This window comes from Pantoea sp. Lu_F5_004, from assembly GCF_051136245.1.
Taxonomy (GTDB): domain Bacteria; phylum Pseudomonadota; class Gammaproteobacteria; order Enterobacterales; family Enterobacteriaceae; genus Pantoea; species Pantoea agglomerans.
In genome coordinates this window covers 2,194,678-2,207,754 of the sequence record NZ_CP194946.1, presented here as the reverse complement: position 1 = coordinate 2,207,754, position 13,077 = coordinate 2,194,678, and the positions used below count along the sequence as shown (strand labels likewise).

Sequence of the window (13,077 nt, the reverse complement as noted above, 5' to 3'; positions counted from 1 at the left end):
GTCATGGACGATATAATTCTGACGTCATAAGGTGTAACGTTTTACCTTGTTTTCTAATGCTGTAGTTCAGTTGAGTAATCTGATGAGTAAAATCACCATCAATGATGTTGCGGCGGCGGCGGGCGTGTCGGTGACCACGGTATCGCTGGTGTTATCCGGCAAAGGACGGATCTCTGTGGCCACCATGGCGCGCGTGAACGAGGCCATTGAGCAACTCGGTTTCGTGCGTAACCGTTCGGCAACCATGCTGCGCGGGGGGGAGAGTGGCGTGATTGGCTTGATCGTCCGCGATCTCAGCCAGCCATTTTATGCCGAAATGACGGCAGGCCTGAGTGAAGCGCTGGAGAAGCAGGGCAAATTGCTGTTCCTGACGCAGAGCGGTGCCCAGGGACAACATCTGCATCGCTGCTTTGAGTCACTGGTCGCTCAGGGAGTGGATGGCGTAGTGCTGGGAGGCGGTGCCGATAAGGCCAGCCAGATCGTGACGCGGGCCAGAGAGGTGAATATGGCCTTAGTCTGTGCCGCGCGCGCCAGTAGCCTGGAGGAGGTGGATGCTATCCGCCCCGATAATGCTCAGGCTGCGCGTCTGGCCACAGAATACCTGATTCGTCAGGGGCATCAGCGCATTGCCTGGCTGGGCGGCCATAGCGCATCACTGACCCGGGCAGAACGTCTTGGCGGCTACTGCGCCACCCTGCTGCAATATGGGCTGCCGTTCCGGCCTGAGTGGATTATTGAATGCGGTAACACGCAAAAAGAGGCGGCTGACGCGGCGGTACAGCTGTTTCAGCACCATCCGCGGCTGACTGCCGTGCTGGCCTATAACGCCACTACCGCGCTGGGATGCTATTTTGGGCTGTTGCGCACCGGGCGAACATTCGCGCGGGGTGCAGTCGACAGCTATTACGATCAGCAGTTGGCTCTGATGGGCTTTGGCGATGAACCGCAGGCGGAACTGACCGATCCGCCGCTTACGTTTGTCACCAGTTCAGCCCGGGAGATTGGCCGTGTGGCAGCTGAGCGTATCCTGCAACGGATAGCGCAACCCGATGCCGCCCGTCAGAACGTGATTATGCCGCCGCAGCTGGTTATTCGCGGCTCGGCATAAAAAAGGCGACCCGGAGGTCGCCTTTAAAGGAACAGAGAAAAATTACTGCGGCATCCCTTCGCTGGTCGGCATACCCAGCATATAGCGGGAGAGGAACTGCTCCAACGTCATTTTGTCGCCGTTCATGTTCACCTGACCGTTGGTATACTGCAGGCTTGTGACGATATTGTTATCCTGCTGCTGAGTCAGGCGGAACATCTGACCCATCGCCGCCAGTCCTTTCACCTGCTGATCTGCCAGCTTCTGTGCGTCATCGGCCTGATATCCTTCAGCCAGTCCCACTTTATGCATGGTTTCGGTCGCCATTGGCATATTGATGACCAGCTTGCTGTCCAGGCTCTTCAGTACCCGATCAACCATGGCGCTGAGTGTCTGGGCTTCGCCGGTCACCGCAGAGGGATCGTTGAAATTAGCGTTCAGGTTAAAGGTGCTTTCACCTTTATCATTTTTCCAGCTCAGTGGGGCGATACTGATAGCAGGTGAGCCTTTCAGCAGCATCGGCAGGTTGCTCATCAGGATCTGATGCACACCCGCCTGGTAGCGGATAGGATCTTCCGCGACGCCAGGCTGGCTCAGCAGTTCCTGCATCTGGGCGTTGTAACGATCGGAGAAGGCTTTTACCGCCTGCGCATCAAACTGTGACAGTTTCATCTTTAGCGCTGCCTGACCAAAATCCTGCTTCTGCAGCTGAATGCCTTCAACCTTGTAGTCGATATTGCCGCCAATCTTACCGGCGCTGTTATCGAAAGAGGAGGTGCCTTTCATTTTGTGCAGCGTCAGGGCGTCCTGACCATTGATGCTGGCATTGACCTTCTCAATATCCACTGACTGGTCGCCAATGCGTACGCCTTCCGGGCTGAGATGGGTGTTACCGCTCAGCTTCAGTCCATTGATGGTGAACAGCACCGGCTGGCCCATCTCATTTTTACTGGTCAGCGCGAGGCTATCAACGTCACTGTCCAGCGACACTATGTCGCCTTTGTTATCCGCGCTGACGTTGAAGGTGCCCCCATTGGTGGCCAGACGCTCGCCGCTTTGTGCATTCTGATAATCAACCGGCAGAACGCGCAGCGCCGTATCGGTGGCACCGCTGTAGCCGATACGGGTATCGGCATTAATCAGCGACTTGTTGCCGGTCAGCTCAAACAGCTTTTTCACTGCATCGGTGTTAGCCAGTTCGGTATGAACCGACGCCATGCTCGGGATCAGATTGAAATGCTTCAGCTGAGCAAACGGGAAAGGGCCATGATCGATGGTTTCGTTCAGGATGATGCTCTGGCCTGGTTTCAGCAGGGGATTATCTTCCGTCTGCGAGTTGGCCTGAATCACCAGATTCACTTTGCTGCTGAACACGCCGCGCTGATAGTCCTGATAGCTGATCTTCAGTCGGCTGTTAGGGGCATAAGCATTCAGCTGGGCATTGGCGTTCTGCACCAGCTCATCCCTGTGGCTTTCAATCTGCTTGCCGGTGAACCATGCCGCGCCAGTCCAGACTACGCCCAGTGCGATGATGACACCTACGGCAACATTGGTCTTTTTCATTGCTGATTCGTCCTTATCCTTGAGTCCGCTTATGCCGCAGGTTTACCCCAGCGACTGAAGAAAAACGCCCGCAGGCGTTTAAAAGCTAATAGGTTGAAATAATAGCAGTTAACAGGCACTCCGTCAGCCGCTTCACCCTAAGTCGTTAAATACCCGCGCCAGTCGGCCCGTGCCTGCGACCGTTACGGGGGATTCGCTGGCGGCAATGAAGCAGGATTCACCTGGTTTCAGCGTCACCTGCTGCTCGCCTTTGGCGATCACCGTCTGGCCTTCAATGCAGAACAGCACTGCGGCGCTCTGCTGCGCCAGCGGCTGTGGCTCTGCGTTCAGGGTATGAATGGCAAAAGCAAAATCCTCCACCGGAATCGGGAAGCGCAGCGCATTGCCCTGTTGCTCCGGCTCGGTCAGCAGGGTGCTGGCTGGCTTCTCTTCAAACTTCAGGTTCGCCATCAGCTCGGCGATATCGATATATTTCGGGGTTAAACCGGCCCGCAACACGTTATCGGAGTTTGCCATCACCTCCAGCGCCACGCCTTTCAGATAAGCGTGCGGGGTTTCCGCGTAGAGGAACATCGCCTCGCCCGGTTGCAGGGTGATTACGTTCAGCAGCAGCGGCGAAAACAGGCCGCTGTCGTCAGGATACTCGGCCGCAATCATGCGAATGGTCTGCCACGGCTCACCCTGTTGTGCATCAACCGCGGATTTCAGGATGCCCAGCGCCAGCGATTTCGCCTCACCCTCCAGTGACAGCAGGGTAGAGAAGAGCGCGGCCAGCGTATCCTGATCGGGATGCTGCAGAAAATGGGCAATCTGTGGATGTGCGCCCGCAACCGGCTCCAGCAGTGAAACCATCTCCGTCAGGGTGCGAAAGCCATTCATCGCCTGGAAGGGCGTCAGCGCGCAGACCAGCTCCGGCTTGTGGTTGGCATCTTTATAATTACGCTCAGCAGCCGTCAGCGGAATACCCGCCGCATTCTCACGGGCAAAGCCCACTTCGGCCGCGCGTTTGCTGGGATGGACCTGAATCGACAGCGGCTGATCGGCAGACAACACTTTGAACAGGAAGGGCAGTTCACCAAAACGCTGTGCCACCGCTTCGCCCAGCATGGCGGCAGGCGCGGCATCAATCACGTCACGCAGCGAACGCTCGCTGCCCTGGTCAATCACGGTGGAGGGGCTTTTCGGATGTGCACCCATCCAGAGTTCCGCCATCGGCAGCCCCTGTGGATTGGCGATTCCGTAAAGCTCAGTCAACGCAGTTTTGCTGCCCCATGCGTAGTTTTGCAGCGTATTGTTCATTTTTTGCATTGTATAACCCTTTATCACGGGAAATTATTGCCAGTATTAAAGCAGAAACTGCCGGTAAAAATACATCTCCAGCGCAAAAGGACGCTAAGCTCTGATAATGTTAAATTATTGTGTATTACTATCCTGACCGCCCGGCAGTCGATCGTAATGACGTACCGGGCGGTCATTCTTTTAAAAACCAGATGAAGGAGACGTATTCATGGCAGCCAATCGCATTGAGAAAGATTCAATGGGCCCCATCGACGTACCGGCAGACAAACTGTGGGGCGCGCAGACACAGCGCTCACTGGAACACTTCCGCATCTCAACTGAAAAAATGCCGACCGCGCTGGTGCATGCACTGGCACTGACCAAGCGCGCCGCGGCCAGCGTTAACCGCGATCTGGGACTGCTGCCCGCTGACCGCGCCGAGGCGATTGTCAGCGCGGCCGATGAGGTGCTGGCTGACAAGCATGCGGATGAATTCCCGCTGGCGATCTGGCAGACCGGTTCCGGCACCCAGACCAATATGAACATGAATGAAGTGCTGGCGAACCGCGCCAGTGAAATCCTCGGCGGCGAGCGTGGTATGGCGAGGCTGGTTCATCCCAACGACGATGTGAACAAGAGCCAGAGCTCCAACGATGTCTTCCCGACGGCGATGCACGTTGCCGCCGTTATCGCCCTGCGCGAACAGCTGATCCCTCAGATTCAGGTACTGAAAAAGACGTTGAGCCAGAAGTCCGACGCCTTTAAAGATATCGTCAAGATTGGCCGTACTCACCTGCAGGATGCCACGCCGCTGACCCTGGGCCAGGAGATTTCCGGCTGGGTGGCGATGCTGGAGCATAACCTGAAGCATATTGAGCAGAGTATTCCGCACGTGGCGGAACTGGCGCTGGGCGGCACGGCAGTAGGCACCGGCCTGAACACCCATCCGGAATATGCGGTGCGCGTGGCGAAGGCGCTGGCCGATCTCACGCAGCAGCCGTTTGTCACTGCGCCAAACAAGTTTGAGGCGCTGGCAACCTGTGATGCGCTGGTGCATGCACATGGCGCGCTGAAAGGGCTGGCCGCCTCGCTGATGAAAATCGCGAACGACGTGCGCTGGCTCTCTTCCGGCCCGCGCTGCGGCATCGGCGAAATCGCCATTCCGGAAAATGAACCAGGCAGCTCCATCATGCCGGGTAAAGTTAACCCGACCCAGTGCGAAGCGATGACCATGCTCTGCTGTCAGGTGATGGGTAACGATGTGGCGATCAACATGGGCGGCGCATCCGGTAACTTTGAGCTTAACGTGTTCCGTCCGATGGTAATCCATAACTTCCTGCAATCAATTCGCCTGCTGGCGGATGGCATGGACAGCTTTAATCATCACTGCGCGGTCGGTATTGAGCCGGTGCGTGAGCGCATCGATCAACTGCTTAACGAATCGCTGATGCTGGTGACGGCGCTGAATACCCATATTGGCTATGACAAAGCGGCAGAAATTGCCAAGAAGGCGCACAAAGAGGGGCTGACGCTGAAAGGCTCGGCGCTGAAGCTGGGTTATCTTACCGAAGAGGAGTTTGATGCCTGGGTTCGTCCGGAAGAGATGGTCGGCAGCATGAAGTCGTAGGGTTTGAGTGGGTCAGAGGCCAGCGAATGCTGGCCTTTTTGATTTATATCGGACAATCGACCCACAGATGCAGTCTGGGGATTAAAAGATTCAGCGGTTCTGCAGCAGGTTTATAACGATGGTTAATATTATCGGCATCGTAGTTAAGCAATTCGCCCAGTACCGGAACCTGCGTGCGATCGCGACAGATAACCAGAATCGGTGAAGGACAGGCCAGCTGAGTCTGTTTTTGTTCATCCGCGCGCCAGACGCGTGCAACCGGCTGGACTTTGACCGGGCGCTTGATTTTCAGCCGTGCCGAGGCGGGAAGGGCACGCACGCTTGCCAGCTCCTCCTGCACTTTTTCCGCCCACTGTTCACGTGACCACGGCGCTTTTGCACGTCCTGACTTCAGGCTTTTTTCCAGCTGGGCGATCACCTCTTCACGCTTGAGATTCTTGATAATGTGCTTGTTGGCCCAGCCGAAACGCAGGCTATCCGGTGCGCTCAGCAGGGTGATAGTGCGATAGGCATTCAGGGTAATCAGCCCGCGCAAATGCTGGTGGACGAACTCAAAACGCGCCTCACTCGGCAGGCCTGAGTCCACCGTAATCAGCTGCTCAAGCCGTGCTTTCAGCTGATTGATGACGTCGACCAGTGCGCCGATCTCCGCTTCCTGCTGCGCGTCGCATTCGATACAGAGCGCGCCAGGTAAGCGCACGGCAGCCTTGGTGCTCAGCTGTTCTGACTGATGCTGCATAAACAGGCGGCAGTAGTGGTCAAGCGCCATCTTTAACGCGCTCTCCCCGAGATGCTGCTCGACGGCAATCCGGGTGATCGCTTCATGTTCGCGGCCTTTAACCACCGGCGGCAGGCTGAAGACGCGGGCGATCAGCAGAGGCTGCGCTTCAATCTGCTGACGCAATTCACCCAGCGCCAGTTCCAGGTCATTTACACATTGATGCATATCAGCCACTAAGTCGTAGCGCGTCATGTTGTGCCTCCATAGTTACAACGTCCACAATGTGGCAGAAGCCTGGCGAGGATGCAAGCACCATATAGTTACAACATACTAAAAGTGTTTTACTCAAAACCGTGCGGCCTGCCTGGCTATCCAGTCGAAAGGGCTTCACGCATTTTGGCTTATCGCAGAACATGTTATAAAAACGGTTCGCCTGCTAACCAAGAGAACGCTTGTGAATCAGAACAACAAACCCGCTATCGCCGCCATTATTACCCTGGGCTGGGTGCAGATCCTCTCGTGGGGCGGGTCGTTCTATCTGATGGCAGTGATGGCGAATCCGATTGCGGCTGAGACAGGCTGGTCACAGCAGTGGATTTATGGCGCGCTCTCGACCGGGATTCTGGTCTCGGGCCTGCTGTCACCGCTGGCTGGCAGAATTATCGCCCGTACCGGTGGCCGCCTGTTACTGGCGCTGAGTGGGATGGTGATGGCGGTGGGGCTGGTGATCATGGCTTATAGCCACTCTCTGCCGCTGTTTCTGTTTGCCTGGGTAATTATTGGCATCGGTATGGCGATGGGCCTTTATGACGCACTATTTGCCACGCTCGGCACCTGCTATGGCGGTCAGGCGCGTGCAGCGATCACCGGTATCACGCTGATATCTGGCTTCTGCACCACGCTGGTCTGGCCGGGAACGGCGTTGTTAATCCACGGATTCGGCTGGCGAAACGCGTCGCTGATTATTGCGGCACTGATGGTCGTCTGCGTGCTGCCCGCCTATCTGTTTGCCTTACCCGACAGTCATGCTAAGCGGCCGGAGAAACGACTGAGTCCGCAGCCTGGCACGGTGGAGATTGCGCCTGCGCTGTTCTGGCTGCTGTGTGCCATTTTTACCCTGGCGTCAGTGATCATGACGGCTATTTCCGTGCAGCTTATCGCCTTGTTGCAGGCGAGTGGCCATACGCTGACCTCGGCGCTGGCGATCAGCGCCGTACTTGGTCCGTGCCAGGTGGGATCCCGACTCGTCGATATCGCCTTTAAACGCAGTCATCCCATCCGCACCACCTTTTTTTCCGTCGGGCTGGTGGCGCTGGGCTTGCTGTTACTGGCACTGTTTCCGCAGATGGCGTTGCTGAGCATGGTGCTGTATGGCGCAGGAAATGGCTTACGTGCCATCGTGCGCGGAACTTTACCGCTGGCGATGGTCAAACCAGAGTCTTATGCGATTGTGGTGGGTAAAATGGCCCGCCCGGCGTTGATGGGGCAGGCACTGACGCCGCTGATAGGTGGATATGTGTTTGAAAAGATGGGTGCATCGGCGACGCTGTGGTTGCTTTGCGCCCTGGCAATCTTTAACGTGGTACTGGTTATGGCACTGAAGCAGCGATTACTGGCGGCATCGGCCACCACGGCATAGCGGAACGGTTCTTCCTGCTCCGCAGGAAGAGGGCAGTTAGCAGGCTAAGCACCTTGTGCTATCGGGCCTCAGCCTTTGGTGAATACGTGCCTTGTCACCGCCGGTTTGCTTCAAAAAAGCAACAGTGTTTGTTATATTTATTGCTCATTGATTGTTCACTTATGCGGCAATAAAACAATAAGATGCACCGCAACTCAGGATAAAGAAATGCTTGATTACCGCTTCCCGACAGCTTTGCAAATGGTTCTGAGCGTAGCGATGGCGGAGCAAATGGGAAAACGCTCTACCAGCGCGATTCTGGCCTACGGGCTGGAAGCGAATCCCAGTTTCATACGAAAATTAATGGTCCCGCTGACCCGTGACGGCATTATCGTCTCCACGCTGGGCCGTACCGGTTCGATTCATCTGGGCCGTCCTGCTGCGGAAATTACCCTGCGGGATATCTATGTCTCCGTAATCGAAGACAAAAAAATCTGGGCCGCGCGTCCTGACGTCGCGCCGCGCTGTCTGGTCAGTGCTAACCTCTGCTGGTACTTCAAGTCGATAGCCGATGAAGCCGAGCAGGCGTCGCTGGATGTGCTGGCAAAACGCACCGTGGCAGACGCACTGAACGAACTGAAGAAACGCGACACCAGCAACTGCACCGCCGTGCCTGAACCGGAACCCGAAGAGATGGATGATCTCTGCAAAAAGAGCCGCTGATTAGCGGCTTTTTTTATGCCTGCTGGTCAGTAACTTCCTGCCTCAAATCTGCCATAAGCCAATAACTCACTTTCCTGGAGTCGGTTATCACGCTGAACCTGATGAATCATTTGAAAATTCAGCATCCATCACAACATTAATGTTGTATTGATTATCACCAATGTTATTCTTGCTGTTATACACAGCGAGGGAACGCGATGAAGTACAGTGAATTCAGACGCTGGCTCATTCAGCAGGGCGCTATTTTGACTAAGCACCGCAGTGGAAGCAGCCATTTCAAGGTCTTCCTGGGCGACAGGCAATCCATTTTTCCGGATCACGGAGCGAAAGAAATGCCTGAAGGTACGCGCAGAAAAATTTTAAAAGATCTGGGCCTGTGAGCCCGATCAGAGAGGTAACTCTATGTTTAATTATGCCGTCAGATTAACTCATGACGTCAAAACCGATACCTATGAGGTCTCGTGTCGTGATTTGCCGTTACTGCATTCCGTCGGCGACACCGTTGAGGAAGCACTTGCAGAAGCCGAAGATGGACTGGTGACGGCAATCTCTCTCGAGATGGATACGCGTCGTCCGATTCCGGTTGCCAGTAAACCGCTGGAAGGAGAGTACATTGTCTCTGTGCCTGTACTGGTGGCAATGAAAGCGGCACTTTACAACGCAATGATTGAAACTGGCACCCGTAAAGTCGATCTGGCACGCCAGCTGGGCGTGAATGGCCCACAGGTTGATCGACTACTGGATGTAGAGCACTCATCGAAAGTCGAAAATGTGGAGCTGGCGCTGGCTCAGCTGGGACGCAAAGCCCGGATTGAAATTCGGACCTGATCATCTGCCCGCAAGCAGAATGCTGCAGGTCAAAGATGAATAATGATTCAGATCTGGCTAACGTCGCTGGTCAACCCGCCGTGACCACCTATGTTCCTGAACTCAACATGTTCCGTGGGCGCTTTACTGGCCTGTCAGGCTAATGTGATTTTGTCTCTGACAGCGTACAGGGGCTGTACAAAGAGGGCGAGATTTCGCTGCGCGAATATCTGGTAGATTGTGCAGCCTCCGGCATTAATCCCTATGCTGAGCAGGAAAAAATTAAGACCTTTACGCTGCGCTATCCTGAATCGCTGTGAGAGCGCCTGTCTCAGGCTGCCGCGCAAAATGAAACCTCGCTGAATGCGTTTATCATTGAAACGCTGAATGAAAGATTGAAGCGGCGCTAACCTGCAAGGCAGAATCTGCCGGCATCTGTGAATCACAGGCAAAAAAAGGGGGCGATCGTATGATCGCCCCCTTTTAACTTTTATGGTTTACGCCGTCACGGACGATGCACTACCTGACCGGCGCGTCACCAGCTTGCGCAGGGCGACGTAGAACACCGGCGTCAGGAACAGGCCGAACAGCGTCACGCCGAGCATGCCGGAGAAGACCGTAATACCCGTAACGCCGCGCACCTCTGCACCCGCGCCTTCACCCAGAATCAGCGGTATTGTACCGGCGATAAAGGCGATGGAGGTCATCACAATCGGACGCAGACGCAGGCGACACGCTTCCAGCGCCGCTTCCACAATCCCTTTGCCCTGAATCTCCAGCTCTCGCGCAAACTCGACGATCAGAATCGCGTTCTTACAGGCCAGCCCCATCAGCACCACCAGTCCGACCTGCACGAAGACGTTGTTGTCACCGCCAGTCAGCCAGACGCCAAACAGCGCAGAGAGCATGGTCATCGGCACAATCAGGATTACCGCCAGCGGCAGCGTCCAGCTCTCATACAGCGCGGCCAGCACCAGGAACGCCAGCAACACGGCCATCGGGAAGACAATCAGCGCGGTATTGCCCTGCGTTGACTGCTGATAACTCAGATCGGTCCACTCGATGTTCATGCCGTTTGGCAATAGCTGACCGGACATCGCTTCCAGCTGACTCATCGCCTGCGCCGAGGAGAGCACGCGTGGGTCGGCATCACCAATCAAATCCGCCGCCGGATAGCCGTTATAGCGGATCACCGGGTCGGGACCGTAGGTGGTGGTAATGTTGACCATGCTGCCAATCGGCACCATCTCACCACGATCGTTTCGGGTACGCAGGTTAGCGATATCTTCGATGCTGTCGCGGAAATCCCCGTCAGCCTGCGCCATCACCCGCCAGGTGCGGCCAAAGCGGTTAAAGTCATTCACATAAGACGAGCCGAGATAGGTCTGGAGCGTGCTGAACAGCGCGGTCAGCGATACTCCCTGAGCTTTGGCTTTATCCCGGTCTACCTTCACATCAAGCTGCGGAACGTTGGCCTGATAAGAGGAGATGGGGAAGTGCATCCCTGGCGTCTGCATGATGCTGCCCGACAGCGTATTAATCGCCGTCTGCAGTGCGCCATAACCCAGACCCGCGCGGTCCTGCACATAGAGCGAATAGCCCGAGCCCTGGCCAAGCCCCAGAATCGGCGGTGGCATAATCGAGAAGCCAAAGCCCTGCTGGATTTGCGCAATCTTCGCATTGATCTCAGCGTTGATCTCCGCCGCCGTATGTTTGCGCTCATTAAACGGCTTAAGACCGAAGAACACCGTGCCGCTGTTCGGCGTATTGGTGAACTGCAATGCATTCAGGCCGGGGAACGCTACCGCATAGGCGACGCCTTCGGTCTGCATACCGATTTCGCTCATCTTACGAATCACTTCATCCGTGCGCGCCAGAGAGGAACCTTCCGGCATCTTCACGCCACCAATCAGGTAGAGCTTATCCTGCGTCGGAATAAATCCACCCGGCACGGTGTGGAACATAAATCCGGCACCCGCCAGCAGCAGAATATAGACGCCAAACACGGCGCCACGGCGACGCAGCGTACGGCCCACCAGCGATTCATAACCATGGGCACTGCGCTGGAAGAAGCGGTTAAACGGCCGGAACAGCCAGCCAAACAGCGCATCAATGATCCGCGTCAGCCGGTCTTTCGGCGCGTGATGATCTTTCAGCAGCATCGCCGCCAGCGCAGGCGAGAGCGTCAGCGAGTTAATGGCAGAGATCACTGTAGAGATGGCGATGGTAGTGGCGAACTGCTTGTAGAACTGCCCGGTGACGCCAGAGAGAAACGCCATCGGCACAAACACCGCGCACAGCACCAGCGCAATGGCGATGATCGGCCCGGAGACCTCACGCATCGCCTGATGTGCAGCGGCGCGCGGCGACAGCCCCATCTCAATGTTACGTTCGACATTCTCCACCACCACAATGGCGTCATCCACCACGATACCAATCGCCAGCACCAGCCCGAACAGGCTCAGCGTATTCAGCGAGAAGCCAAGCAGATAGAGCACGCTAAAGGTACCGACTATCGAAACCGGCACCGCCAGCAGGGGAATGATCGAGGCGCGCCAGGTCTGCAGGAACAGAATCACCACCAGCACGACCAGAATGACCGCTTCCAGCAGGGTCTGCACCACGGCTTTAATCGAGTCGCGGACAAACACCGTCGGATCGTAAGGCGCGGCCCATTTCACGTCGTTGGGGAAGCGGGTCGCCAGCTCATCCATTTTGGCGCGAACCGCATTGGAGAGGTCGATGGCGTTGGCACCAGGCGCCTGGAAGATACCGATACCGACCGCATCTTTGTTATTCAGCTGCGAGCGCAGGGCATAGCTGCCCGAGCCCATCTCAATCCGCGCCACATCGCGCAGCCGCACCAGCGAACCATCTTCCGAGGTTTTCAGGATGATATCGCCAAACTGCTGCTCGCTCTCCAGTCGTCCCTGGGTGTTGATTGACAGCAGAAAATCGCTCTGTTTTTTCAGCGGCTCGGCACCCAGCTGACCGGCAGAGACCTGCACGTTCTGCTCCTGCATCGCCGTTACCACGTCAGAGGCGGTCAGACCACGCGCCGCCACTTTATTGGGATCAAGCCAGACACGCATCGCATACTCGCCTGCGCCGAAAATCTGGATCTGACCGACACCCGGCAGGCGGGCCAGCTCATCTTTCACCTTGAGGGTGGCGTAGTTACGCAGATAGAGCGAATCGTAGGTATTGTTCGGTGAGAACATGTGGACGACCAGCGTCAGGGTCGGCGACATCTTCTGGGTGGTGATCCCCAGCCGACGCACATCTTCCGGCAGACGGGCTTCCGCCTGCGCTACGCGGTTCTGCACCTGCACCTGCGCCTGATCAGGATCGGTGCCTGGACGGAAGGTGACGGTGGTCACCAGCACGCCGTCAGAACCGGCCACTGACTTCATGTACATCATGTTTTCGACGCCGTTGATTGCCTCTTCCAGCGGCGTCGCCACGGAATCCGCAATCACTTTCGGGTTAGCGCCTGGATATTCGGCACGCACCTGCACGCTGGGTGGCACCACGTCGGGATATTCACTGACTGGCAGCAGTGGGATGGCAATCACCCCGGTCACAAAAATCAGGATCGACAGCACCGCAGCAAAAATGGGCCGGTCGATAAAAAAGCGGGAAAAGTCCATAGC

General features: G+C 56.3%; 10 protein-coding genes and 1 pseudogene. 7 read left to right on the top strand and 4 right to left on the bottom strand.

Annotated features, from left to right (window positions below; translation table 11 throughout):
* Positions 1 to 82 precede the first annotated feature (82 nt).
* On the top strand, positions 83 to 1,108 hold the full coding sequence (gene malI, locus ACR8BN_RS10190) for a Mal regulon transcriptional regulator MalI (RefSeq protein WP_115758588.1): 1,026 nt from the start codon (positions 83 to 85) through the stop codon (positions 1,106 to 1,108).
* Positions 1,109 to 1,150: 42 nt separating this feature from the next.
* Here malI and ACR8BN_RS10185 read toward each other — a convergent pair whose 3' ends face one another.
* On the bottom strand, positions 1,151 to 2,650 hold the full coding sequence (locus ACR8BN_RS10185) for a YdgA family protein (RefSeq protein ID WP_434746890.1): 1,500 nt from the start codon (positions 2,648 to 2,650) through the stop codon (positions 1,151 to 1,153).
* Positions 2,651 to 2,782: 132 nt separating this feature from the next.
* On the bottom strand, positions 2,783 to 3,958 hold the full coding sequence (gene manA, locus ACR8BN_RS10180) for a mannose-6-phosphate isomerase (RefSeq protein WP_109650278.1): 1,176 nt from the start codon (positions 3,956 to 3,958) through the stop codon (positions 2,783 to 2,785).
* A gap of 199 nt (positions 3,959 to 4,157) precedes the next feature.
* Here manA and fumC point away from each other — a divergent pair, with 199 nt between their 5' ends.
* A complete protein-coding gene (gene fumC, locus ACR8BN_RS10175) occupies positions 4,158 to 5,555 on the top strand; it encodes a class II fumarate hydratase (protein ID WP_010245332.1) in 1,398 nt (465 codons plus the stop codon).
* 43 nt (positions 5,556 to 5,598) lie between these two features.
* Here the strand turns inward: fumC and tus are convergent, their stop codons facing one another.
* On the bottom strand, positions 5,599 to 6,528 hold the full coding sequence (gene tus / locus ACR8BN_RS10170; RefSeq protein ID WP_033771708.1) for a DNA replication terminus site-binding protein: 930 nt from the start codon (positions 6,526 to 6,528) through the stop codon (positions 5,599 to 5,601).
* A 202-nt stretch (positions 6,529 to 6,730) separates the two neighbouring features.
* Here tus and ACR8BN_RS10165 point away from each other — a divergent pair, with 202 nt between their 5' ends.
* From ACR8BN_RS10165 to ACR8BN_RS10145, 5 genes and pseudogenes are all read left to right on the top strand, one after another.
* Positions 6,731 to 7,915: an MFS transporter gene (locus ACR8BN_RS10165; RefSeq protein ID WP_434746889.1), complete on the top strand. Its 1,185-nt coding sequence runs from the start codon at positions 6,731 to 6,733 to the stop codon at positions 7,913 to 7,915.
* 207 nt (positions 7,916 to 8,122) lie between these two features.
* Positions 8,123 to 8,617: an RrF2 family transcriptional regulator gene (locus tag ACR8BN_RS10160; protein WP_031593600.1), complete on the top strand. Its 495-nt coding sequence runs from the start codon at positions 8,123 to 8,125 to the stop codon at positions 8,615 to 8,617.
* 197 nt (positions 8,618 to 8,814) lie between these two features.
* Positions 8,815 to 8,997: a type II toxin-antitoxin system HicA family toxin gene (locus ACR8BN_RS10155; RefSeq protein WP_010245321.1), complete on the top strand. Its 183-nt coding sequence runs from the start codon at positions 8,815 to 8,817 to the stop codon at positions 8,995 to 8,997.
* A gap of 22 nt (positions 8,998 to 9,019) precedes the next feature.
* Positions 9,020 to 9,445 carry a type II toxin-antitoxin system HicB family antitoxin gene (locus ACR8BN_RS10150; protein ID WP_163657490.1) on the top strand — a complete coding sequence of 142 codons (426 nt, stop codon included), beginning with the start codon at positions 9,020 to 9,022 and terminating at the stop codon, positions 9,443 to 9,445.
* A gap of 35 nt (positions 9,446 to 9,480) precedes the next feature.
* A pseudogene (locus ACR8BN_RS10145) lies at positions 9,481 to 9,834 on the top strand (type II toxin-antitoxin system HicB family antitoxin).
* Positions 9,835 to 9,921: 87 nt separating this feature from the next.
* On the opposite strand, the gene oqxB reads toward ACR8BN_RS10145, so the two are convergent.
* Positions 9,922 to 13,074 (bottom strand): multidrug efflux RND transporter permease subunit OqxB, encoded by a 3,153-nt coding sequence (gene oqxB, locus ACR8BN_RS10140; protein WP_031593601.1) that lies wholly within the window; start codon positions 13,072 to 13,074, stop codon positions 9,922 to 9,924.
* Positions 13,075 to 13,077: the final 3 nt, after the last annotated feature.